Below are 23,565 nucleotides of genomic sequence, written 5' to 3'. Positions count from 1 at the left end.
CACCACCGACTGATTTACATCGGCCAGGCACTCGTCAACTCCTTTGACATGGACGTGATCTGTGTCAAGCTGGAAGTGTGGGCGAGATCACGAACTTCTCCGATCGGACCAAGGCCTCTTTACGGGAGGCGCTGCTCGACGCCGCCACGGAACTGCTCGCCGAGCGCGGTTTCACGGCACTGCGGATGGCGGACGTCGCCGCGCGCACCGGGGTGAGCAGGCAGACCGTCTACAACGAGTTCGGCAACAAGGCCGCGCTCGCCGAGGCCGTGGTCCTGCGGACGACGTCGGAGTTCCTGGAAGGCATCCGGCTGCGCGTCGAGGACGCGCGGGACCTGCTCGACGGCATCCGCGAGGCTGTCGTCTACACGATCGAGCACGCCCGTGAGAACCGGCTCGTCGCCACCACACTCGGCACCGAAGCCGGCGAGGACCTTCTTCCCCTGCTCACCACCAAGGGCGAGCCGATCCTGACCGCGGCCACCGAGGTCGCGGCCGAGCAGTACCGCGAGTTCGAACCGTCGCTCTCACCGGAGTCCGCCGTGCTGCTGGCAGAGACCGTCGTGCGGCTTTCCCTGTCCCATCTCGTCATGCCGACGCATTCGGCGGGCGAGGCGGCGACCTCTGTCGTAGCCGTGCTGGCGCCCGCCATCCGGGCGCTGACCACCGATTCGAAGGAGACCTTGTGACCGACACGCTTCCCGAGCTGCGGACCGGTTTTTCCTCGTTGCGCGAGGGCGGGCTGAACTGGGACTCGTTCCCGCTGCGGCTGTTCGCCAAGGGCAACAAGAAGTTCTGGAACCCCGCCGACATCGACTTCTCCCGCGAACGCGAGGGCTGGGAGACCCTGAACCCGGAACAGCAGCGGTCGACGACGTACCTGGTGGCGCAGTTCATCGCGGGCGAAGAGGCGGTCACCGAAGACATCCAGCCGTTCATGCGGGCGATGTCCGCGACAGGCCGCTTCGGCGACGAGATGTACCTGACGCAGTTCTGTTTCGAAGAGGCCAAGCACACCGAGGTGTTCCGCCGCTGGATGGACGCCGTCGGGCTGACCGAGGACCTGCATCCGTACGTCGCGGAGAATCCGCACTACCGCAAGCTTTTCTACGAAGAGCTGCCGCGGTCCCTGCGCGCGCTGGAGGACGATCCCAGTCCGCTCAACCAGATCCGCGCGAGCGTCACCTACAACCACGTCATCGAAGGCAGCCTCGCGCTGACCGGGTACTACACGTGGCAACTGATCTGCACGCAGCACGACATCCTGCCGGGCATGCAGGAACTGATCCGCCGTATCGGCGACGACGAACGCCGACACATGGCCTGGGGCACCTTCACCTGCCGACGTCACGTCGCCGCGGACGACTCGCTGTGGGACGCGGTGCAGCAGCGGATGGGCGAACTGCTTCCGCATGCGCTCAACATGATCCAGTGGGTGCAGGACCAGTTCGAGGAGATCCCGTTCGACAACGATCCGCAGGAGATCATCCAGTACGCGGCGGACCGGGCACAGCGGCGTCTCGGCGCGATCAAGTCCGCGCGCGGGATGCCGGTGGAGCAGATCGACCTCGACTACTCGCCGGAGAAGCTCGAAGAGACCTTCGGCGAAGAAGACGCGAAGGCGATCGCCGAGGTGGCCGCCAACTCCGCGGCCTGACGTGCCTGCCGTGAAGGCCTCCTTCCCTACTTTCAAGGTAGGGAAGGAGACCTTCATGGGCTTACCTGGCGGGCCAGTAGACGGCGTGCCAGTTCCCGTCCGCGGCGACCGCGCCGCCCGTGATCGTCCCGTTCCGGCCGATCAGCTCCGCCCGGCTGTACCCGCCTCCCGGCAGCGTGCCGAGGTCCGTCCGCACGCCGTTCGCGTCCCAGAGCGCGGCATTGCCCGCGATACCCACGACGCGGCCCTGCTCGTCGATGTCCGCGGCGTTGCCGCCAGTGCCGGCTGTGGAGAGCTGGGTCATCGTGCCGTCGGCGGCCCAGCGCACGGGCGAGTAGAGGGATCCGTTCGGCGAGTCGACGTAACCCATCCCGACCGAGACCCCGGAATCGTTGATCTTGTAGACCTCCGTGGCGTTCGAGTTGATCCAGCCGAGTTCGATCATGCGGCCGTCGGTGGTCCACTTCACCGCCGCGTACCGATTGTTGATCGTGGTACGGCCGACGATCTCCCCGGCGGCGTTCAGGTCGCCGAACCAGCTGTACTCGGTCGCCGAGCCGAGCATGCTGACCGCGCCGGAAGCGTCCCAGCGCAGGACCCGGATGCTGCGGTCGGTCCCGTAGAGCAGCCCGCCGATGAACTTCCCGTCACCGCTGATCGCGGACGCGGAGTAGCTGCCCGCGATCGGCGGGGCGGCGAGCATCGTGACGTTTCCGGAGGAATCCCAGCGCAGTCCGCGCTCCTCGCCCGTGGCGTCCGTCCCCGATCCGACGATGACGCCGAGGGTGCTGATCCCGCGCGCTTCCCAGGTCCGGCCGCCCGGCAGCGCGGGGAGTTCCGTGACCGCGCCGTCCGGGGCCCAGCGCACGGCCCGGTTGCTCAGCCCGTGGTCGAGCGAGTTGCCGACGGCCACCCCGCTCCCGTTGATCGCCTTGGGCGACCCTAGGCCGCTGCCGCCCAGCGACGGCAGCACGGAGATCTTGCCGTTCCGGTCCCATCTCACCGCCGAGCACCAGTGCGTATGCGGTTCGGTGCTGCACGACTCCCCGACGAGCTGCCCCCGGTCACCGACCGCGGTCACGGACGTCATCTCGTCCCCCGGCAGGAGCCCGAGGTCGATCGGACCGGTCGCCGCTGTCGCCACCGCGGGCAGCGACAGCGGCAGAGCCGCCGCCACCGCGACCGTGGCGAGCAGGCGTTTTCCCCGTTCCACGAACATGTTTCCCCTACGCGGCTCCCCATCGCCCCGCGCCCTGCGGGAGCTTTCTGCCGCACCTGGGACACGCGCGGGAGATGTGACAGGTTGCCTCGAAGTGTCAACTTGGGCTCTTTACGGTCTGAGCCCGATCGCGCCGAGGGTGCCGCTCAGGACGCCCTGGTCGTGGCCGCCGTCAGTGCTGCCGAAGCTGTACGCGGAAGCGACGGTCAGGCGTGCTTCGCGCCGGCCGCCGATTCCAGGCCGAGGATGCTGATCGACTCCGCCCGCATCTCGACCTTGCGCACCTTGCCGGTCACCGTCATCGGGAACTCCTCGACGACATGGACGTAGCGCGGGATCTTGTAGCGCGCCAGCTTCCCCTCGCAGAACTCCCGCACCGCTTCGGCCGTCAGCGGCGCCGCGCCCTCGCGCATGCGGACCCACGCCATCAGTTCCTCGCCGTACTTGTCGTCCGGCACGCCGATGACCTGCGCGTCGAGGATGTCCGGATGGGTGTAGAGGAACTCCTCGATCTCGCGCGGGTACAGGTTCTCCCCGCCGCGGATGACCATGTCCTTGATCCGGCCGGTGATGTTGACGTACCCGTCGGCGTCCATGATCGCGAGGTCGCCGGTGTGCATCCAGCGCGCCGCGTCGATCGCGTCGGCCGTCTTGTCGGCCTGCTCCCAATAGCCGAGCATCACCGAGTAGCCGCGGGTGCAGAATTCGCCCGGCTCGCCGCGCGGCACGGTCAGCCCGGTCTCCGGATCGACGACCTTGACCTCCAGATGCGGCCCGACCCGCCCGACCGTCGACACCCGCCGCTCGACCGAATCGTCCGCGCGGGTCTGCGTGGACACCGGCGACGTCTCGGTCATGCCGTAGCAGATCGACACCTCCGTCATGCCCATCCGGTCGATGACCTGCTTCATCACCTCGACCGGGCAGGGCGAGCCCGCCATGATCCCGGTGCGCAGCGACGACAGGTCGTGGGAGGCGAAGTCCGGGTCGGCGAGTTCGGCGATGAACATCGTCGGAACCCCGTACAACGACGTGCATTTCTCGGCCGCGACGGCTTCGAGGGTGGCCTTCGGCTCGAACGCGGGCGCCGGGATGACCATGCACGCGCCGTGGGTCGTCGCCGCGAGATTGCCCATCACCATGCCGAAGCAGTGGTAGAAGGGCACGGGGATGCACACCTTGTCGGCTTCGGTGTAGTTGCAGAGTTCGCCGACGAAGAAGCCGTTGTTGAGGATGTTGTGGTGGCTGAGCGTGGCGCCCTTGGGGAAACCCGTGGTGCCCGAGGTGTACTGGATGTTGATCGGGTCGTCCGCGGACAGCTCGCCCTGGCGCTTCGCGAGCCGCGCCGGGTCCACGCCGCGGCCGTTCTCCAGCAGCGACGTCCACTCGGCGCTTTCAAGCAGCACGACGTGCTCCAGCGCCGGGCATTTCGGCCCCGCCTCGGCGATCATGCCCGCGTAGTCGGAGGTCTTGAACGAGTTCGCGGCCACGATGAGCTTGATCCCGGCCTGGTTCAGCACGTACTCGAGTTCGTGTGAGCGGTACGCCGGGTTGATGTTGACCAGGATCGCGCCGATCTTCGCGGTCGCATACTGGGTGAGCGTCCACTCCGCGCGGTTCGGCGACCAGATTCCGACACGGTCGCCCTTCGCGATCCCGAAGTCCAGCAGGCCCAGCGCGAGCGCGTCGACGTCGGCGGCGAGTTCGGCGTAGGTCCAGCGTTTCCCGGCCGCGCGGTCGACCAGCGCGTCTCGATCACCGAAGGCGGCGACGGTGCGATCGAAGTTGTCGCCGATGGTGTCCCCCAGCATCGGGGTGTCCGAGATTCCCGATGCGTAGCTCGGTACTGCGGGGGCGTCGGACATGGAGACTCCTGCGTTCGGCGGCATCGACGCGTCGAGTCTAAGAACCCGGCGTGACGGCGGCCACCTGCAAGTGGAGACCCGCACCACCTCAGGGGAAACCCGGAGGCCGGGTCTGGCTGCGCTCAGCCCTGCCGGCCGCCGGTAGCGCATCCCGAAGATTGAGCGCGAACAGCGCCCTGCATTCTTTGCGTCGCACCTCCTCGCGGACCTCGAGACGTGGTGTGCCCGCCGCGGCCACCTGTCGTGCGGGAATTTCGATCTGCCGCCAGGTGAAGACGTTGTCAGGGTGTTCGGTCGCCCATTGAATCGCATCCATTTGCGTGGCGCCGAACACAACACCCGCCATCTTCGCCCAGATGGCGACCGACATGCACATGGGGCAAGGCTCCAGCGTGCTCACCAGGTAGGCGCGCTCGAGGTAACGAGATTTCACCCGTCTGGCCGCGTGACGCACGACGATCATTTCGGGATGCGCACTGGGATCATTGTTGTCGCCGATCAAGCTGCTTCCCGATTCTGCCAGGATTTCTCCATCCAGTACGACAAGTGCACCCAGCGCGTAATTTCCCGCACGAGACGCCTTTTCGGCCAACTCGATACACTTGCCGACTTCATTTTCGAAACCAAAACTTTTCACAATACTTCTCACTTTCCAGAAAAGAAGTGACAGCGTATACCTATCGAAGTCAAGGAGCCAGGAGCTCCACTAATCCACAGACTCGTTCGTCAAGCCTTTCACTGGACCTCTCGATCCACAGCGTTCCGTCATTCTCGATAACCCAGTATTCACGACTCCAGAAATCGACACATCTGACCTCTAGCCGCCCTTTGAAATCATTCGCCAGTAGGGCCACATCGGCACGGACGACCCGCAAACCGTCTTCGTCGATCGAGTTTTCCTCCCCTTTCGCCGCCCTACCGCGTGGCACAACGGGCAAAAAGCTGATCTTTCGAGCGCCGCAGGCGAGCGCGAACGCGGCCATAGGGCCCATCAGATCGACGGTACTCTTCGTGACAACAGTGTGAATAGAGAACCTGACCCGACTTTTGATGCAAGCTTCCATGTTCTCGAGAATCTTCCCGAAAGACTCCACCCGATAGACGTCATCGTTCGATGAATCAGGACGATGGACACTGAACTTGAACTCGGCGTCAACAGACCGAGCTGCGGCGACGACCTCTGAACTCAGACTGATTCCATTTGTCACGACTACCACCTTCGGCAGAACCGCTCCGGTCATATCGATTATCCGCGCCAGGTCACCTCGCATCGTCGGCTCACCGCCAGACAGTTTCAGAGATCGAACCCTTCTCGTTTTCAGCGCGATAGCGATTTCTTCGAGAACCTCCGGAGACAGCTCGGCATGACTGGTGTTCGGAGCTTGACAGAAGGAGCAGACCGCATTGCACCGTCGAGTTATGCGAACACATATAGAACCGGGAAACCGGCGCTCAATTCGGGTCATGGCCAACTACCATCTCTTCAGTCAAGGTGAGCATGTTCATGATCTGCGACATCTGATCCGCAAATTGCTGCGCGCACTCGAGGCAGAATTCGATTCTGGTATCTTTTTCCAGCTCAGGAACATCGTTGACCCCATAGAATACTATAACCCCATGAGGTGGATCCTCCTCATTGTGCCTGTTGGTCTCCGGATCGAGCTTGAGGACCGGACAGGCCAAAACCCAGCGTTGACGCGGCTCGATCATTTGAGCCACGCGCGCATCGTAAAGCTTGTGATGATCTTCAGGGAGATCCTCGTACAGTGGACGCCGTTCACGATAGGACTTTCCGCTGACAATATGCGGCGTGTCCACGGAAACCCGCGTGAAGCCGAACTCCCGCGGCATCGAGATATTCAAGACAGCCAGGTCGCGATCCTGCTGAATATAGGTGACCTGATCTTTCTCCACCGCCTCAAAGTAGCGGGCATTGCAGGGAATAGTCAGAGCCTTCGACACCAGCTCGCAAACAATCTGCAGAGTACTTTTAAGAAGCCGCTGCTGCCGTTGCCGCAGAACTTCCAGCCGCCGTTCGAATCGCTCAACCTCCACTGCCCGCCTCCTTCTTGTAAGATACTCACTTCCAACAAGAGCGATGGAACCTCCGGCAAGCAGCAAGTTGCCCGCTTTGAGTTCTTGAACCGATCCCCATAAGCCATGATCGTCGAGTTTGTCTGAGAGAATATTCACCCAGATGCCCAGCATTACAGCAGAGATGAGCGTGGCGAAGAATCTGAAGGCGTTCCAGGGCGATATTCGCACGGCAGCTCCCTTGCGGAACCCTAGGCCGGATACGCGACTGGTACCCGAATAAGATCGCCACCGATGCGCTCAGCAGACTCGAAGTGCCGGATGCGGTCCGAATCGGCTTGCCTGGCATTGTCTGCGACAAGGCAAGGATGACCATCGCGTTCATCTGCACGTGCACGGCCCCGAGAAGCGCTTGACCCAGCGGCGACGCTTCTCGGTCGACGGCGCTCAACAGGCCGCCCATGGGAGAAGCTCCAAAATTCTTCACATGTCTTCGCGCCGCACGGTTGCCTCATCCCAGTCAATCAGGCACCTTCTCTCAAACTGATCTCTTCCGGATCTCGTGGCGGGCACTGGACAAAGAGCGTAGCGCGCCGAGATTGACAACTGCGAGTCACTCGCGAATTTCCGCCATATTGGCTAACTCTTTGCGGGCGCCGCAACTCACAGCGATGATGGCCTGCCACGACAGATACTGCCGCACGACGGCCCTGCGGCCGCGGATTGCTCGGCGATGCGGAGGCAGCACGGTTCGATTTACCGATCTATTCCGCGACAACCGATCTACGATCCCGCGGCGCCGACGATGCCACGGGCAATACTTGATCAGCGGTTCCGGCATCACCGATGCAAGATCCTCTCTTAGCCGGACATGTGCCGTTCCGGCAGAGTCTCACCACCGCGAGCCCAAGAAATGAGATTTCGAGCCACAAGTCAGTTCACACCAAGAACCATGATCTTGAGGCGAGAATCCCACGAGTTCCTGATTCGCCACTACTCCAACACGGCACCACGGGTGTCCGCAAGGTGACGAGAAGCAGGGCGAGCGCGGTGTTTTCGCTGGTTGAGCCAAGGTCACCCGTGACCCCTGCCCGGACAACGAAGGGACACTTTCGCACCAACAGGATCCCTTGACCATCAGTGACGAGCCATCCCTGTCGACGCGATGCCAGCACTCAAGGATTGAACACCGAATCACCCGCAGCCAGGGCCGGACGACTGATTCAGAAAAGCTAGTCAACGAACCAAATATACCGTTCCTCCCTGAAACAATATTCAGATCCGACCACCGCGGACAGCGCTGCCGGCGGGCCTCGACCCGGACGGACGGGAAGTGCGACCACTCCGATGCCTCGAAGTATTCATACCGCTCAACTGACACTTATAATTCGATCACCCATTGCCCGGAACGAGCTCTCGAGAGTGAGACCGACTTTGAAATAACCGGTCGATACCGTAGGGCAGGTTCACCCAAACAGGTCATGCAAGGTCCGCGATAGTCAGCGACTGCCACACCAATGGCTACTTGTCGATTTATCCTCGGCTCACCTCTGAACCCGGCGTGACGGCTGCCACCTGCAAGTGGAGACCCGCGCCACCTCAGGGGAAACCCGGAGGCCGGGTTCCGCCGTGCCCGATATCGTCGAAGACATGCGCCTCTACATCGTCGATGCCTTCACCTCCGAGGCCTTCGCCGGTAATTCCGCCGGAGTCGTGCTGCTGGACTCGCCGGGCGACGCGGGCTGGATGCAGTCCGTCGCAGCCGAGTTGAAGCACGCCGAGACGGCCTTCGTCGAGGTCGGTGGCGAAGGCCCGAAGTCGCTTCGCTGGTTCACGCCGGAGACCGAGGTCGATCTGTGCGGCCACGCGACGCTGGCGACCACGCACGTCCTGGGCGGCGAGCAGACCTTCACGACGAGAAGCGGCGAGTTGCGCTGCCGCGCCGAAGACGGCTGGGTCTCGATGGACTTCCCGTCGGATCCGCCCCGCGAGTCGGACGACGACCTGTCGCCGATCCTTCCGGACCTTGAGTTCGAGTACGTCGGGCGGAGTCACCAGAACCTGTTCGCGGTGGTGGACGACGCTTCCGTGGTCAGATCGCTGGAGCCGGATCTGGCCGCGCTGCGCGCGCACTGGACCGGACGGCTGATGGTCACGGCCCCCGGCGACGTCGACGGGATCGACTTCGTCACCCGGTTCTTCGCGCCGGGCGTCGGTATCGACGAAGACCCCGTCACCGGCTCCGCGCACTGCGCCCTCGCGCCGTACTGGGCCGCGCGCCTCGGCCGGGAGAAGCTCGTCGGCGAGCAGGCCTCGGCGCGCGGGGGCATCGTGCGGATGAGTCTCGAAGGCGACCGCGTCCTGCTTTCGGGGCAGGCGGTCACCGTGGCCAGTGGGGAGTTGCACGTCTGATGCGCCTGATCCTGAACGTCATCTGGCTCGTGCTGTGCGGCCTGTGGATGGCACTCGGCTACATCGTCGCGGGCATCATCTGCTGCATTCTGATCGTCACCATCCCGTTCGGGCTGGCGTCGTTCCGGATCGCGGCCTACGCGCTCTGGCCGTTCGGCCGCACCGTGGTGGACCGGCGCGACGCCGGTGCCGCGTCGACGATCGGCAACGTCATCTGGTTCCTCTTCGCCGGGCTGTGGCTCTCGATCGGGCACGTGCTGACCGGGGTCGCACTGTGCATCACGATCATCGGGATCCCGCTGGGCGTGGCGAACTTCAAGATGATCCCGGTCTCGCTGATGCCGCTGGGCAAGGAGATCGTCGAAATCCCGTAAGCGCTCAGTCCTCGGGCTCCCAGGGCAGCGGGATGATCAGGCAAGGGCCGCCGACGAACAACCCGCCGTCGATCCCCAGCGCCTTCCCTCCCGCGTAGAGATACGGCCCCTCGATCTGCGCGGGGTGGATCCCGAGCTGATCGGCGATGACGCTGTGCCCGTGCACGATCCGCTCGCCGCCGAGCCGGTCCATGAGCTGCTGCGCGACGTCGGCGCCTTCCGGGCCGCGGAAGGCGTAGCGCGTGGTCATCCGCCGCCACACGTCCCACCAGGCCTGGATGTCGCTGCCTTCGAGGATCTCGCGGCCGCGGGCGTTGATCCCGTCGATGTCCTCGCCCCAGTCGAGGTACTCGAGCGTGTCCGAATGCATCAGCAGGTGGTCCGCGGCCAGCGTCAGCATCGGGCGCGAGGACAGCCACTCGATATGCTGCGGGGTGAGCCTGTCCTGGTCGGAGAGCAGTCCGCCGTTGATCTCCCAGCTGCGGGCGAAGCTGCGCGGACCGAAGTCGGACGGCACCTCCGTGTCGCCGAAGTGGTACATCCCGAGCAGCAGGATCTCGTGGTTGCCCAGCAGCGTCCCGCAGTGCCCGCCCGCCGTGGCGGCCTGCCGTTCCAGCCGCATCACCAGGTCGATGACGCCGACGCCGTCGGGGCCCCGGTCGACGAAGTCGCCGAGGAACCAGAGGGTCGCTTCACCGCCGGCCCAGTCGTCGTCGGAGTCGAGCAGCCCCTTCTCCCGGAGCGCCTCGGCCAGCTCGTCCCGGTGTCCGTGCACGTCACCGACCACATAGGTCGGGGACGGAGGCTGATCGTCGTGCATCTCTGTGACGATAATCCCTCCGCCCGCCATCGCCTCGTTCAGCCTTCTCCGAACGGGTCACCGGTGCGCCCGACCAGATCCGCGATCGAGTCGATGATCATGGTCGGCCGGTACGGATAGTGCTCGGCGCTCTCCCGGCTGGAGATGCCTGTCAGCACCAGGATCGTCTGCAGCCCAGCCTCGATTCCCGAGTGGACGTCGGTGTCCATCCGGTCGCCGATCATCAGCGTCGACTCCGAATGCGCGCCGAGCCGCCGCAGCGCCGAGCGCATCATCAGCGGGTTCGGCTTGCCGACGTAGTACGGCGAGCGGCCGGTCGCCTTTTCGATCAGCGCGGCGACCGAGCCGGTGGCGGGCATCGAGCCCTCCACGCTGGGGCCGGTGGCGTCGGGGTTCGTGGCGATGAACTTCGCGCCGCCCTCGATCAGCCTGATCGCGCGAGTGATCGCGCTGAAGCTGTACGTGCGCGTCTCGCCGAGGACGACGTAGTCCGGGTCACGTTCGGTCAGCACGTAGCCGACCTCGTGCAGCGCCGTGGTGAGCCCGGCCTCGCCGATCACGAACGCCGAGCCGTTCGGCCGCTGCGACGCGAGGAACTTCGCGGTCGCCAGCGCGGAGGTCCAGATGGCCTCCTCGGGGATGTCGAGACCGGTCCGCTCGAGCCTCGCCCGCAGGTCACGCGGGGTGTAGATCGAGTTGTTGGTCAGCACCAGGAAGCCGATGTCGTTGGCGCGCAGTTCCTTGAGGAACTCGTCCGCGCCGGGCACGAGATGCTCCTCCTGCACCAGCACGCCATCCATGTCGCTGAGGTAGGTCCAACGGCGCTCGTTCATGGGTCCCACCCTAATGATCCGCGACGGCGTGAACAGCCACGGACGCCGCCTTGACCGAAAGATTGACCGGTGTCCCTGGTTCGAGCGCCAATTCGGCGACCGCGGCAGGGGTCAGGTCAGCGGCGAGGCCCGCCGCCCAGCCGTCACCGCGGGTACGGACGCGGATCACCGGGCCGTGTGGTTCGAGCGCGTCGACGATTCCCTCGACGGTGTTACGCGGACTCCCCCGGTGCTCGCCGTCCTTCAGGTACACGGCCACGGCGCTGGGCGGGAAGACCGCTACGGCCGCTTCGCCCTCGATGACGTCCTCCGCCGGGATTCCGGCCAACTGTCCGCCTGACGTGCGCAAACCGCCTTCGACGGCGACACCCGGCACGAGATTCAGCCCGGCGATCCGCGCGGTGAACGCCGTGCGAGGCGCGGCCAGGACCTTCCGGGTCTCGCCGCGTTCGACGATCCGGCCGCCGTCGAGGACGGCGACGTGATCGGCCAGCGCCAGCGCGTCGAGCGGGTCGTGGGTGACCAGCACTGTCGGCGGCCCGGAGCGCAGCACCCGTCGAAGCAGGCCTCGGATGGCAGGCGCCGCGTCGACGTCGAGAGCCGCGAAGGGCTCGTCGAGCAGCAGAAGCCCGGGCTCGGCTGCCAGTGCCCGCGCGATCGCGACCCGCTGCGCCTGCCCGCCGGAGAGCTGCGCGGGCCGCCGTCCGGCCAGTTCGAGCGCGTCCACTTCGGTCAGCCACTCCCGCGCACGGCTCTTCGCCTCGCCGCGCCCGGCGCCGGTCGAGCGCGGCGCGAAGGCGACGTTGTCCAAAGCGGACAGATGCGGGAAGAGCAGGGCGTCCTGGGAGAGCAGGCCGATACGGCGCGCGTGCGACGGCAGGCCCGCCAGGCCCCGGCCGTCCAGGGTGATCCGCGCGCGGTCGGGCCGGAGCAGGCCAGCCAGGCAACCGAGCACGGTGGACTTCCCCGAGCCGTTCGGCCCGAGCAGGGCGAGCACACCGCCGTCGGGGACCTCGAACTCGACGTCCAAGGTGAACTCGCCGCGCCGGAGGGCGATCTCGGCCGAAAGGGTCACGACCGGACTCCTTCCAGCGCACGCGGCCGGGCGAGCGCGATCACCGCGACGGCGACCAGGATGAGCAGCAGCGCGAGCGCCACGGCGCTGTCGACGTCGACCTCGGCCTGGGTGTAGACCTCCAGCGGCAGGGTCCGGGTGACGCCTTCGAGGCTGCCGGCGAAGGTGATCGTGGCGCCGAACTCGCCCAGCGCCCGCGCGAAGCTCAGCACGATGCCCGAACCGAGGGCGGGCAGCAGCAGCGGCAGTGTGACGCGGCGGAACACCGTCCACGGCTTGGCGCCCAGCGTCGAAGCGACCCGTTCGTACCGGTCACCGGCACCGCGCAGCGCGCCTTCGAGGCTGACCACCAGGAACGGCATCGCGACGAACGTCTGCGCGATGACCACCGCCGCCGTGGTGAACGGCACCTGCTCACCGGTCAGGGCGCTCACCAGGACACCCAGGAAACCCTTGCGGCCCAGCAGGTACAGCAGTGCCAGACCACCGACCACCGGCGGCAGGACCAGCGGCAGCAGCACCACCGCGCGCAGGACGCGGATGCCCCGCGTCCTCGATCGCGCGAGCACCACGGCGAGCGGGACGCCGAGCAGCACGCAGGCCACAGTGGACAGTCCGGCGGTGATCAGGGAGAGCTTGAGCGCGTTCAGCGAGGACGTCGAGGTGATGAGGTCCGGGAAGCGGGTCAGGTCCGAGCGCACCAGCAGGCCGACGACCGGCAGCACCACCAGCGCCAGCGCGCACACGGCGGGCGGCCAGAGCACCCAGGGCACCCCGGCCCCCGCGTTTCGTCCTCTGGATGCGGTGAGTGCGGGATCAGGGCGCGCCAAAACCGACCTTCGCCAGTTCCTTCTTGCCTTCGTCGCTGAGGACGAAGTCCCTGAACAGCCCGGCGAGCTGAGCATCCGGAGCGTCTTTCACCACCGCGATCGGGTAGTTGTTGATCGCGCCTGCTGACTCGGGGAAGTCCACTTTGTCCACCTTCGCGGCCGCGGAGGTGGCGTCGGTGACGTAGACGAGTCCGGCGTCGGCGTCGCCCGACTGCACCTTCGCGAGCACCGACTTGACGTCCTGCTCCTCGCTCGCGGGCTTGAGCGTGACCCCGGACGACTGCTGGACCTTCTTCGTCGCCGATCCGCACGGCACCTGCGGCGCGCAGACGACCACGGTCAGCCCGTCCTTCGCGAGATCGGCCAGCCCCTTGATGCCCTTGGGGTTGCCCTTGCCGACGGCGATCGCGAGCCGGTTGGTGGCGAACACCGACGGCTGCCCGTCGATCACCCCGCCCTTGGTGGCCTTGTCCATATTGGCCTGATCGGCGGAGGCGAAGACGTCCGCTTTCGCGCCCTGGGTCAGCTTCTGGACCAGCGCCGAGGAGCCTTCGAAGCTGAACTTCACGGTCACCCCGGAGTTCTGCGCCTCGAACTGCTTGCCCAGCGCCCCGAAGGACTCGGTCAGCGACGCCGCCGCGAACACGGTCAGCGTCTGCGCCTCTGTCTGCACGGTGACGGGTTGCTTCGAGCCGCAGGCCGTCGCGGCCAAAGCCAGGGTGAGCAGGGCGGGGACGAGTCTCCTCATCGGCTTCCTTCCGGGGTTTCGACCACGACGGTGGTCGCCTTGACGACGGCGACCGCGAGTACCCCGGGCCGCAGCCCGAGTTCGCGGACTGCCTCGGCACTCATCAGGGAGACCACCCGGTGCGGGCCGCATTGCAGCTCGACCTGCGCCATCACCTTGTCCGTGATGACCTCGGTGACCAGGCCGACGAACCGGTTGCGCGCGGAGCGGCCGACGTTCGAGGGATCTTCGGGCTGTTCGGCCTGCGCCTTGGCGAACGCGGCGAGCTCGGCGCCGTCGACGACCTTGCGGCCCGCCGAGTCGTCGAACGCGGTCAACTGGCCCGCGCGCACCCAGCGGCGGACGGTGTCGTCGCTGACGCCGAGCAGACGAGCGGCCTCAGACAACCGAAATTGCGGCATGCCTGGACACTACTTGCCGCAGATGCGGAAAAGCTACGGTCGTGAGGAATTGCCGGGCAGTTCGTCGCGGAGGCCATCGAGCACCGCGCTCTGGAAACGTTCCAGCACTTTCCGTTCCTCGGGAGAGAACTCCTCAAGGACCGTCTTCATGTTCGTGTACGCGGATTCGAAGAGCGGCGCATGACGTTCCATGGCGCCGGGGACGACCTCTATCAGGACCTTCCGGCGATCGACGGTGTCGCGGACGCGGCGGGCGAGACCCGCCTTCTCGAGCCTGTCCATGACGCCGGTCACAGCCCCCGTCGACAACCCGGTCAGTTCGGCGATCCTGCCCGCTGTCAACGGTCCCGGTGCCTGTCCGGCGAGTTCGAGCACCTTGTGATCGGTGGCCGACAGCCCCATCCGCTCGGCGATCCTGGCGTGCCGGAGGACGGTCAGCGTGCTGCCTTCGCGGCCGAGGTGGGCGAACCGGGCCAATTCCGCCGCCGAAAGCGGATATTTCGCCATCCGGAAAACCCTTCGGGAAGAAAACCAGGCTTCACGCCGGTGCGGTACGAAATGCATTCTAGACAGTCGGCTTTTCGCCCGCTTCGGGGTTAGTCTGGTGACAATGACAGCGATCGATCTCGGGTTTCCCCGTGTCCCCGGCACACGAGGCCGCGCAAGCGAGCCCAGGCCGGACAACCCCGCTCTGATCGACACCTTCGGCCGGGTGGCGACCGACCTGCGGGTGTCGCTCACCGACAAGTGCAATCTGCGCTGCACCTATTGCATGCCCGCCGAAGGGCTGGAATGGATGCCGCGCGCGGACGTGCTGACCGACGACGAACTCGTGCTCCTGATGCGGATCGCCGTCGAACGGCTCGGGGTCACCGACATCCGGCTCACCGGCGGCGAACCGCTGCTGCGCCAAGGGCTGGAGAAGATCGTCGAGCGGATCGCGGCTCTCGAACCGCGGCCGCGGCTTTCCATGACCACCAACGGGATCGGGCTCGCGAAGCGCGCGAAACCGCTCGCCGACGCCGGGCTGGACCGGATCAACGTCTCGCTCGACACCGTCGACCGCGCGCTGTTCGAGACGATCACGCGCCGCGACAGGCTTTCGCACGTACTCGACGGCATGGCCGCCGCGCGCGAGGCCGGGCTGGCCCCGGTGAAGGTCAACGCGGTGCTGATGCGCGGGCTGAACGAGGACCAGGCCGTGCCACTGCTGCGGTTCTGCCTCGCCGAGGGCTACCACCTGCGGTTCATCGAGCAGATGCCGCTGGACGCGCAGCACGGCTGGAACCGGCGCGACATGATCACCGCCGAGGAGATCCTCGGCATGCTCGGCGAAGAGTTCTCGCTTTCGCCGTTCCCCGCCGCGCGCGGCGGGGCGCCCGCCGAACGCTGGCTGGTCGACGGCGGCCCCGGCGATGTCGGCGTGATCGCTTCGGTGACGAGGCCGTTCTGCGGCGCCTGCGAGCGGACCCGGCTGACCGCGGACGGCGCGGTGCGCTCGTGCCTGTTCAGCAACGACGAGACCGACCTCCGCGCCCTCGTGCGCGCGGGCGCGCGCGAAGAAGAGGTGGCGGACGCGTGGCGGGCGACGATGTGGGGCAAGCTCGCCGGGCACGAGATCAACGAGGCCGGCTTCGCGCAGCCGATCCGGCCGATGAGCGCGATCGGCGGCTGACATGGTGACCATCGTGGTGCGGTACTTCGCGTCGGCCCGCGCGGCCGCGGGCCTCGACGAGGAGAAGGTGACCCTGCCGGACGGCGCCCACGTCGCCGACGCCGTCGCCCGCCTGCGCGAACTCCACCCGGAAAAGCTGGCGAAGCTGCTCGACGCGGTCTCCTTTCTCTTGGACGGCGTCGCGGTGCGGGATCTCACGCGGCCGCTGACCGACGCGGCCGAACTGGACGTCCTGCCCCCGTTCGCCGGTGGCTGACCTGCGCTGACCTGCGCTGACCTGCACGAACGGCGAAAGTGATAGCAAAGGTCCCTTGCTCGCCGTTTCGAATTCACCATCCGGACGCCGAAGTCGCCGAGGATGCGCCAGTGATCACTCCCCGCCGTATCCTCGCCGCGCTGCTCGCCGCGGTCGCCGCCACGAGCCTGGCGACCGCGCCGGCCTCGGCCCACGAACGCGGCGTCCGGCCGTTGCCGCAGGCGCACAGCCACAACGACTACGAGCACACGCGCCCGCTGCGGGACGCGCTCGATCAGGGCTTCACCAGCGTCGAGGCCGACATCTACCTGGTGGACGGGCAACTGCTGGTCGCGCACGATCTCGCGGACACCCGCCCGGACCGCACCCTGGAGTCGCTCTACCTGGAGCCGCTGCGCAAGCGTGTCCTGGCCAACCACGGCGTGGGCGTCTACCGGCAGCGTGCGGAGTTCCAGCTGCTGATCGACGTCAAGGGGGACGCGAACAGCACCTACGCGGCGCTGGAGAAGCGGCTGTACAACCCGCGCTATTCCTTCCTCTTCTCTCTGTACGCGTTCGGGCACGTCCAGAAGCGGGCCGTCACCGCGGTGATCTCCGGCGGGAGCCCCAAGGACGTGATGCTCGGGCAGAAGTTCCGGCTCGCGTTCTACGACGGGCGGATCAAGGACGAGAACGATCTCGGCATCGGCTCGGACCCCCGCGTGACCCCGCTGGTGTCCGACTCGTGGACCGAGCTGTTCACCTGGACCGGTGTCGGTGAATTCCCGGCCGCGGAACGCGCGAAGCTGCGCGAAATCGTCGAGCGGGCGCACGGAGCCGGTCAGCGGGTCCGTTTTTGGGCCACTCCGGATGCCCCTGGACCTGCACGGGAAGCTCTCTGGAAGGTACTGGCCGCCGCCGGTGTCGACCACCTGAATACGGATGACCTGTCAGGGCTGGCGGACTTCTTGAGGGCTCGCTAAAGTGCGCGGCCCATTAGCGCGCGAAAGCGCACGAATGGGCCAGTCATCCCTTAATCCACGTGATGCAAGCCTCACGATCCGTGAATTATCTCGGCCAGGAAACGGTCCGGTAACGGCCCGCTGACCTGCAAAAACAGCCGAATCGTTAGAGGTTGCGTGCTGTTACTGTGATGTAGGTCACAGCTCGAATAATTTCCGCTGGGCCCGTTCGTTACGTACCGTCGCTTTTCGGTTGGCCCCGACCGACCACGCAACACCGGGAACCCGTAGCGCCGAGCCCTGTCCAACGGATTCCCGGACCCAACCCCGAGCGAAAGCATTTCCGGACAGGGACGAGGGGACCGAGCCGACGCGGCGTGCGTCAGGCGAAGTCAGCCGGCCTGAGACGGCCGGCCAGACCCCTGGGTCTTCCCTCAGCACAGACTCGTAGGCGCAGGGAGCGAGATTTACTCACATGTCGTACCGAGGCAAGCACCGCAAGATGTCCGCCGCCACCCGTCACATCGCTCGCGTTGCCATTGCGGGCGTCGCGGTCGGCGCTCCCCTCGCAATCGCCGCGACCCCCGCGTCGGCGACCAACTGGGACGCCATCGCGCAGTGCGAGAGCAGCGGCAACTGGAACACCAACACCGGTAACGGCTACTACGGTGGACTGCAGTTCTCGCAGAGCACCTGGCGCGCCTACGGTGGCACCGGCAGTGCGCACGGCGCTTCCCGCGAGCAGCAGATCGCCGTCGCCGAGCGGGTTCTCCAGGGCCAGGGCATCGGCGCGTGGCCGCACTGTGGCAAGAAGGGCGGCTCCTCCGCCAGCCCCGCCAAGGCCAAGTCGACCGCCCCGAAGGCCACCAAGAAGGTGACCCCGAAGAAGTCGACCGCTCCGGTCGCCAAGCAGCAGGCTCCGGTCCAGGCACCGGCCGCCAATGTCGCGAACTCGAACCCGGCGGGTGACTACACCGTCGTGGCCGGCGACACGCTGTCCAAGATCGCTTCCAAGTTCAACGTCCAGGGCGGCTTCCAGAAGCTGCAGACCCTGAACAAGGACTTCGTGCCGAACGCCGACTTCATCGTCGTCGGCCAGAAGCTCGCCACCAAGTGAGCTCTTGAGCACCAGTAAGTCGTGATGCCCGCGGGACTCCCCGCGTGGCCATGTCGCGACTGACAAGGCCCCACCGCGCTTATTCCCCCGGCGGTGGGGCTTTGTCGCGTCCGGGGCCGGTTGAGGGTCAGGCTGCGGTAGGCGGCCGGTCCAGGTGGTTCTGGGCCCCTTCCCTCGCTTGAAGTCCGTGAAGGCCCCCTTCCCTCGGCTCAGCCGAGGAAACTCGACCTTCGCGACCGGCCCAAGTACATGAAGGCCCCCTTCCTTGCGCCTAGCGCAAGGAAGGGGGCCTTCATGTACTTGGGGCGACCAAAGCGGCGGTGAGGCGTCGGTACAGATGGTCGTGAGTGGCAAGTGTCGTTAGAACGACACAAAACACTCACGACCACCCCGACCGATGTGCGATACGGCCGCCTACGGCGAATTGACCCACTCGTCGCTGCCGTCGCTGAAGTGCTGGTGCTTCCACACCGGCAGCCGCGCCTTGACCTCGTCGACCAGCTCCGAGCAGGCCGCGAAGGCCTGGCCCCGATGCTCGGCCGCCACGGCGCACGCCAGCGCGACGTCCCCGATGGCCAGCGCGCCCAGCCGGTGACTGACAGCGACGGCACGGACGCCGGTCCACTTCCCCGAGAGGTCCGCGACGACCTCCGCGAGCACCTCCGAAGCGCTGGGGTGTCCTTCGTAGGCGAGCCGTTCCACCGACCGCCCGCCGTCGTGGTCCCGCACGACCCCGCCGAAGGTGACGACGGCGCCCGCGGCCGCGTCGTCCACCAGCCGGGCGTGTTCCTCGACCGAAAGCGGCTCGTCGACCACCGCGATCCGTGCGACCCGAACGCTCACTGCTGTGCCTCCCGTGGGTGGTCGCCGCCCACCAGCTGGTCGACGGCGTGGTCGAGGATCCCGTCCAGGACGCCCAAGCCGTCCTTCACCCCGCCGCGCGAGCCTGGCAGGTTCACCACCAGGGTCCGTCCGGCGACGCCGGCGACCCCGCGCGAGAGCACGGCCGTGGGTACCTTGGGCAGTCCGGCGGCCCGGATCGCGTCCGCGACGCCGGGGAGTTCGTAGTCGAGGACGGCACGGGTGACGTCCGGGGTGCGGTCCGTCGGCGAGATGCCGGTGCCGCCGGTGGTCACGATCACCTGGACCCCTGCCGCGACGGCGTCCCGCAGGGCTTCGCCGACCGGTTCCCCGTCCTCGACGACCACGGGCTCCGGCACGTCCCAGCCCCGTGCGGCGAGCCAGCCGGTGATGACCGGGCCGGTCGTGTCCTCGTAGACGCCCTTCGCGGCCCGGTTCGACGCCACGATCACCCTCGCGACCCGGTTCACGGCCGCTCCCAGGTCCCGGTCTTGCCGCCGTCCTTGCGGATCAGGCGGACGTCGTCGAGGGTCGCCGCCGGATCGACGGCCTTGATCATGTCGTGCAGGGTCAGCCCGGCGACGGCGACGGCGGTCAGCGCCTCCATCTCGACGCCGGTCCGGTCGTTCGTCTTCGCGGTCGCGGTAATGTGCACGGCGGTCTCGCCGAGGACGAACTCGACCTTCACCCCGGACAGCGCGATCTGGTGGCAGAGCGGAATCAGCTCGGGCACTTTCTTCGCGCCCATGATGCCCGCGATCCGGGCGGTCGCGAGGGCGTCGCCCTTGGGCAACCCGTCCGTCGCGAGCAGGCCGAGCACCTCGGCCGTGGTGTGCACGGTGCCGCCGGCCAGCGCGGTGCGGGCGGAGGGCGTCTTGCCGGAAACGTCGACCATACGGGCGGCACCCGTATGGTCGACGTGGCTGAGTTCACTCACGCCCAGCAGGCTAGTCCTCAGAAAACCTGCTGCTTCGAGCGAACCTCGTCGAGCGCCTTCTCCCGGTCCTGCCGCTGCTGCGGGGTCATCGAATCGAAGAGCCCGCCCTTGTCCGCGCCGCAGGCCGTGTCGTGCGCGGGACGCTTGCCTTCCACGAGGAACCGGTTGACGGCGTTGTTGCCGCAAGCGTTCTCCGAGCCCAGCCAGACCCCGTGCCCGCCGTCGTCGACCGACACCATCCGCGCCCGGTCGCCCAGCGCGCGCCGCATTTCCTTGGCCCCACTGAGCGGCGTGGCCGGGTCACGCAGGTTCTGCACCAGCAGGATCGTCGACGGTCCCCGGTCGCCGATCTTCACCGGCGGCTCGATCGGCTCCGAAGGCCAGAACGCGCACGCCCAGATGTTCGCACCGGCGGCTCCGAACATCGGGTACTTCACCCGGTCCTTCTCGACGTTGCGCTGGTAGAACCCGACGTTCTCGGGCCAGTTCGCGTCGTTGCAGACCACGTGCAGCTGACCGGACAGCACGTTGCCGATGTCGGTCTGCGCCGCCTGCGCGGACTGCTTCAGGACGCCTTCGCCGTCGAGCGACTGCCACTGCTGCGCCAGCACCGGGAAGGCACTGGTCGAGTACAGCGCGCCGAACGTGCCCATCCGGAACGCCGCACCGTCCACGCCGGGAACGGCGCCGCTGTCGAGCTTGTCGGCGAGTTCGTAGAACTTCGCCGTCACCTGCTGCGGGGTACGGCCCAGCCCGTAGCTGGCGTGTCGTGCCGCCGCCCACTTCGCGAAGTCCGGGAAGCGGTCCTGGAAACCCTCCGCGAGCCGACGCGAGGTCGCCGGGTCGAGCCCGCCCGGACTGGTCACGCTGTCGAGCACGACGCGATCCGTCTGCTGCGGGAACAGCGTCGAGTACACGGCGCCGAGATAGCTGCCGTACGAGACGCCGTAGTACGAGAGTTTCTTCTCGCCGAGGGCTTCGCGGATACGGTCCATGTCGCGAGCCGTGTTGGCCGTGGTGATGTACGGCAGGTTCGCCGCGGTCTTCGAGTCGCCACACTGCTTCGCGATGCCCGCCACGGACTTCGCCCGCTCCGCCACCGCCGCGGAGTCACGCGCGTACGGCGGCACGTTGCTCACCAGCTGCTCGGGCTTGAGATCGCAGGTGACCGGTGTGCTGTTCCCGATCCCCCGCGGGTCGAACCCGATCAGGTCGTACGCGTCGAGCACGCTCGACGGCGCACCCGACGCGCGCAAAGCCTCCGGCATGGTCAGCCCCGGGCCACCGGGTCCGCCCGGGTTCATCAGCATGATCCCGCGCCGCTTCGCCGGTTTGGTGCTGGCGAGCTTCGACACGGCGATGTCGATGGTCTTCCCGCCCGGGTTCCGGTAGTCGAGCGGGACCTTCAAAGTGGCGCACTGCAGCGTGGCCGCCTCCGGGCACGGCCCCCAGTCCAGCGACGCAGACGCGGCGGTCGCCGTGGCCGGTACGAGTACCGCCACAGTGACCGCCGCGGCCGTGAGTGTCCCTATCCTGCTCAGGACAGAGCGATTCATCCCCAACCCCCGTCATGATCGACTTCGTGGTCGAAATCGAGCCTATGAGCGGGCTTGGCGCGGAGTCGTCACCCTGAAGTCGGCCTCCAGGTCGGCCTCAGTGATGACGCTGCCGCCGAATGGAGCAAGGGACCTTTGCTATCGCTGGACAGCCTTCGCGGCCTTCTTCACCGCGTCGGCGACGGCGGGGGCGACGGCGCTGTCGAAGACGCTCGGCACGATGTAGGACGCGTTGAGCTTGCCGTTGTCCACCACGTCCGCGATGGCGTCGGCGGCCGCGAGCAGCATCGAGTCGTCGATGTGGTGCGCCTGCGCGTCGAGCAGGCCGCGGAAGACGCCGGGGAACGCGAGCACGTTGTTGATCTGGTTCGGGAAGTCGCTGCGGCCGGTGGCGACCACGGCGGCGTGCTTCCCCGCTTCCAGCGGGTCGATCTCCGGGTCCGGGTTGGCCAGCGCGAACACGACGGCGTCGGACTTCATGGTCTCGACCTGCTCGGCCCCGAACAGGTTCGGCGCGGACACCCCGATGAACACGTCGGCGCCGACGAGCGCCTCGTGCAGCGTGCCCGCCTGCTGCTCCTTATTGGTGTGCTCCGCGATCCAGGTCAGGTTGTCGTCGAGGTTGCCGCGAGCGGAGTGCACGATGCCATCGATGTCGGCGGCCACGATGTCGCCCGGTCCCTTGCGCAGCAGCAGGCGGATGATCGCCGAGCCCGCCGCGCCGACGCCGCTGACCACGATCTTGCAGTCTTCGATGTTCTTCCCGACCACGCGCAGGGCGTTGCGCAGCGCGGCGACCACGACGATCGCGGTGCCGTGCTGGTCGTCGTGGAACACCGGGATGTCGAGCTGCTCACGCAGGCGCTTCTCGATCTCGAAGCAGCGCGGCGCGGCGATGTCCTCGAGGTTGATGCCCGCGTAGACCGGCGCGAGCGCCTTCGCGATCATGATGATCTCTTCGGTGTCCTGAGTGTCCAGGCAGACCGGCCACGCGTCGACGTCGGCGAACTTCTTGAACAGCGCCGCCTTGCCCTCCATCACCGGTAGCGCGGCGGCCGGGCCGATGTTGCCCAGCCCCAGCACGGCGGAACCATCGGTGAGGACGGCGACCGTGTTGCGCTTGATGGTCAGGCGGCGCGCGTCCTCGGGGTTCGCGGCGATCGCCTGGCAGACGCGGGCGACACCCGGCGTGTACGCGCGGGAGAGATCGTCACGGTTGCGGAGCGCGACCTTGGGGCTGACCTCGATCTTGCCGCCGAGGTGGATCAGGAAGGTCCGGTCGGAGACCTTGCGGACGCGGACGCCCGGCATCGAGTCCAGGGTCTGCGTGATGTCCTGCGCGTGGTTCTCCGACAGGGCGTTGGCGCTGATGTCGACGACGATCGAGTCGGGGTGCGACTCGACGACGTCGAAGGCTGTCAGCACACCGCCGACCCTGCCGACGGCCGTGGTCAGGTCGCCCGCCGCGGTGGACGACGCGGGGGCCTCCACCCGGACGGTGATCGAATATCCGGGACCGGGAACCGGCATGGCACTACCCCCGCTGAGGAACGCTCGAATAGGTCGATCGAAAACCTACTCCCGTGACGACCGCCACGGACCCTCGCAGGGGGTGACTGACGAGTAACTCGCGCGAGGCGGCCTGCTCGGGCGCTGAGCGCCCTCGACAGGCCAGGCCAGTGACTTCTTACCGGTTGATCTCGGTCTCGGGGTGCACGTAGGGCACCGCTTCGAGCGGGAAGGTCACGTCGCCGAACGGGGACAGCGCGCCCTGCCGATCGGATGCGAGCTCGGTGACGGGGTGCTCCCCGTCTTCACCGGGCCACGTCGGGTCGATCCCCGCGCGCTTCTTGTTCTCGCCCTTCGCCACAACGTCCTCCAGAGCATGGTCAAGCCGTTCTCAGGTGACAGTCTGCCCGAACGCGGCTGCCGGGCCTCCACCCGCCCGGTATCC

The 23,565-nt window shown here is 67.0% G+C and carries 24 protein-coding genes and 1 pseudogene; 8 read left to right on the top strand and 17 right to left on the bottom strand.

The window, feature by feature from the left end; translation table 11 throughout:
* Positions 1–77 precede the first annotated feature (77 nt).
* Entirely contained in the window at positions 78–689 is a 612-nt protein-coding gene (locus tag ACZ6YV_RS34240) for a TetR/AcrR family transcriptional regulator (protein ID WP_465513552.1), read from the top strand.
* On the top strand, positions 686–1,657 hold the full coding sequence (locus ACZ6YV_RS34235) for a R2-like ligand-binding oxidase (RefSeq protein ID WP_465513551.1): 972 nt from the start codon (positions 686–688) through the stop codon (positions 1,655–1,657). Before ACZ6YV_RS34240 ends, ACZ6YV_RS34235 begins: the two co-directional genes overlap by 4 nt.
* Positions 1,658–1,718: 61 nt before the next feature.
* Here ACZ6YV_RS34235 and ACZ6YV_RS34230 read toward each other — a convergent pair whose 3' ends face one another.
* From ACZ6YV_RS34230 to ACZ6YV_RS34210, 5 genes are all read right to left on the bottom strand, one after another.
* Entirely contained in the window at positions 1,719–2,876 is a 1,158-nt protein-coding gene (locus tag ACZ6YV_RS34230) for a hypothetical protein (RefSeq protein WP_465513550.1), read from the bottom strand.
* A gap of 206 nt (positions 2,877–3,082) precedes the next feature.
* Positions 3,083–4,741, bottom strand: a complete 1,659-nt coding sequence (locus ACZ6YV_RS34225) for an AMP-binding protein (protein ID WP_465513549.1) — start codon at positions 4,739–4,741, stop codon at positions 3,083–3,085.
* Between the two features lie 88 nt (positions 4,742–4,829).
* Positions 4,830–5,390 carry a nucleoside deaminase gene (locus ACZ6YV_RS34220; RefSeq protein ID WP_465513548.1) on the bottom strand — a complete coding sequence of 187 codons (561 nt, stop codon included), beginning with the start codon at positions 5,388–5,390 and terminating at the stop codon, positions 4,830–4,832.
* A gap of 37 nt (positions 5,391–5,427) precedes the next feature.
* Positions 5,428–6,207 (bottom strand): radical SAM protein, encoded by a 780-nt coding sequence (locus tag ACZ6YV_RS34215; protein ID WP_465513547.1) that lies wholly within the window; start codon positions 6,205–6,207, stop codon positions 5,428–5,430.
* The gene (locus ACZ6YV_RS34210) at positions 6,194–7,006 is read right to left on the bottom strand and encodes a hypothetical protein (RefSeq protein WP_465513546.1); all 813 of its coding nucleotides are present in this window, start codon (positions 7,004–7,006) and stop codon (positions 6,194–6,196) included. Before ACZ6YV_RS34210 ends, ACZ6YV_RS34215 begins: the two co-directional genes overlap by 14 nt.
* Before the next feature lie 1,419 nt (positions 7,007–8,425).
* On the opposite strand from ACZ6YV_RS34210, the gene ACZ6YV_RS34205 reads away from it, so the two are divergent.
* The gene (locus ACZ6YV_RS34205; RefSeq protein ID WP_465513545.1) at positions 8,426–9,187 is read left to right on the top strand and encodes a PhzF family phenazine biosynthesis protein; all 762 of its coding nucleotides are present in this window, start codon (positions 8,426–8,428) and stop codon (positions 9,185–9,187) included.
* Positions 9,187–9,561, top strand: coding sequence for a YccF domain-containing protein (locus tag ACZ6YV_RS34200; RefSeq protein WP_378244393.1), 375 nt, complete (start codon positions 9,187–9,189; stop codon positions 9,559–9,561). Before ACZ6YV_RS34205 ends, ACZ6YV_RS34200 begins: the two co-directional genes overlap by 1 nt.
* 4 nt (positions 9,562–9,565) lie before the next feature.
* Here ACZ6YV_RS34200 and ACZ6YV_RS34195 read toward each other — a convergent pair whose 3' ends face one another.
* Genes ACZ6YV_RS34195 through ACZ6YV_RS34165 form a run of 7 tightly spaced genes read right to left on the bottom strand, consistent with a single transcriptional unit; the run spans position 9,566 to position 14,775 of the window.
* Entirely contained in the window at positions 9,566–10,381 is an 816-nt protein-coding gene (locus ACZ6YV_RS34195) for a metallophosphoesterase family protein (RefSeq protein WP_465513544.1), read from the bottom strand.
* A gap of 38 nt (positions 10,382–10,419) precedes the next feature.
* Positions 10,420–11,214 (bottom strand): HAD-IIA family hydrolase, encoded by a 795-nt coding sequence (locus tag ACZ6YV_RS34190; protein WP_465513543.1) that lies wholly within the window; start codon positions 11,212–11,214, stop codon positions 10,420–10,422.
* Positions 11,215–11,224: 10 nt separating this feature from the next.
* A complete protein-coding gene (locus ACZ6YV_RS34185; protein WP_465513542.1) occupies positions 11,225–12,289 on the bottom strand; it encodes a sulfate/molybdate ABC transporter ATP-binding protein in 1,065 nt (354 codons plus the stop codon).
* Positions 12,286–13,062, bottom strand: a complete 777-nt coding sequence (locus ACZ6YV_RS34180; protein ID WP_465513541.1) for an ABC transporter permease — start codon at positions 13,060–13,062, stop codon at positions 12,286–12,288. Before ACZ6YV_RS34180 ends, ACZ6YV_RS34185 begins: the two co-directional genes overlap by 4 nt.
* Positions 13,063–13,105: 43 nt before the next feature.
* On the bottom strand, positions 13,106–13,867 hold the full coding sequence (gene modA, locus ACZ6YV_RS34175) for a molybdate ABC transporter substrate-binding protein (protein ID WP_465513540.1): 762 nt from the start codon (positions 13,865–13,867) through the stop codon (positions 13,106–13,108).
* A complete protein-coding gene (locus tag ACZ6YV_RS34170) occupies positions 13,864–14,268 on the bottom strand; it encodes a TOBE domain-containing protein (RefSeq protein ID WP_101610889.1) in 405 nt (134 codons plus the stop codon). The genes modA and ACZ6YV_RS34170 overlap by 4 nt, the downstream gene beginning before the upstream one ends.
* 33 nt (positions 14,269–14,301) lie before the next feature.
* Positions 14,302–14,775: a MarR family transcriptional regulator gene (locus ACZ6YV_RS34165; protein WP_465513539.1), complete on the bottom strand. Its 474-nt coding sequence runs from the start codon at positions 14,773–14,775 to the stop codon at positions 14,302–14,304.
* Between the two features lie 103 nt (positions 14,776–14,878).
* Between ACZ6YV_RS34165 and moaA the strand changes: the two genes are divergently transcribed.
* The 4 genes from moaA (at position 14,879) to ACZ6YV_RS34145 (ending at position 18,257) form a co-directional block, all read left to right on the top strand.
* The gene (gene moaA / locus ACZ6YV_RS34160; protein ID WP_465513538.1) at positions 14,879–15,943 is read left to right on the top strand and encodes a GTP 3',8-cyclase MoaA; all 1,065 of its coding nucleotides are present in this window, start codon (positions 14,879–14,881) and stop codon (positions 15,941–15,943) included.
* A gap of 1 nt (position 15,944) precedes the next feature.
* On the top strand, positions 15,945–16,199 hold the full coding sequence (locus tag ACZ6YV_RS34155; protein WP_465513537.1) for a MoaD/ThiS family protein: 255 nt from the start codon (positions 15,945–15,947) through the stop codon (positions 16,197–16,199).
* 110 nt (positions 16,200–16,309) lie between these two features.
* Positions 16,310–17,161 carry a phosphatidylinositol-specific phospholipase C/glycerophosphodiester phosphodiesterase family protein gene (locus ACZ6YV_RS34150; protein ID WP_465513536.1) on the top strand — a complete coding sequence of 284 codons (852 nt, stop codon included), beginning with the start codon at positions 16,310–16,312 and terminating at the stop codon, positions 17,159–17,161.
* Positions 17,162–17,615: 454 nt separating this feature from the next.
* Positions 17,616–18,257: a transglycosylase family protein gene (locus ACZ6YV_RS34145; RefSeq protein WP_465513535.1), complete on the top strand. Its 642-nt coding sequence runs from the start codon at positions 17,616–17,618 to the stop codon at positions 18,255–18,257.
* Between the two features lie 414 nt (positions 18,258–18,671).
* Here ACZ6YV_RS34145 and ACZ6YV_RS34140 read toward each other — a convergent pair.
* The 5 genes and pseudogenes from ACZ6YV_RS34140 to ACZ6YV_RS34120 all read right to left on the bottom strand — a co-directional run bounded on the left by ACZ6YV_RS34140 (position 18,672) and on the right by ACZ6YV_RS34120 (position 23,481).
* A pseudogene (locus ACZ6YV_RS34140) lies at positions 18,672–19,588 on the bottom strand (molybdenum cofactor biosynthesis protein MoaE).
* Positions 19,585–20,055, bottom strand: coding sequence for a cyclic pyranopterin monophosphate synthase MoaC (moaC, locus tag ACZ6YV_RS34135; protein ID WP_465513534.1), 471 nt, complete (start codon positions 20,053–20,055; stop codon positions 19,585–19,587). The pseudogene ACZ6YV_RS34140 and the gene moaC overlap by 4 nt, the downstream one beginning before the upstream one ends.
* Before the next feature lie 17 nt (positions 20,056–20,072).
* Positions 20,073–21,611 carry an alpha/beta hydrolase gene (locus tag ACZ6YV_RS34130; RefSeq protein ID WP_465513533.1) on the bottom strand — a complete coding sequence of 513 codons (1,539 nt, stop codon included), beginning with the start codon at positions 21,609–21,611 and terminating at the stop codon, positions 20,073–20,075.
* 138 nt (positions 21,612–21,749) lie between these two features.
* Positions 21,750–23,141, bottom strand: a complete 1,392-nt coding sequence (locus ACZ6YV_RS34125) for an NAD-dependent malic enzyme (protein ID WP_465513532.1) — start codon at positions 23,139–23,141, stop codon at positions 21,750–21,752.
* Between the two features lie 157 nt (positions 23,142–23,298).
* On the bottom strand, positions 23,299–23,481 hold the full coding sequence (locus ACZ6YV_RS34120; RefSeq protein WP_005156172.1) for a hypothetical protein: 183 nt from the start codon (positions 23,479–23,481) through the stop codon (positions 23,299–23,301).
* Positions 23,482–23,565 lie beyond the last annotated feature (84 nt).

This window comes from Amycolatopsis sp. NPDC102522 (assembly GCF_055584485.1).
Note: the sequence above shows the minus strand (reverse complement) of the source record. Positions and strands in the feature narration are given on the sequence as shown.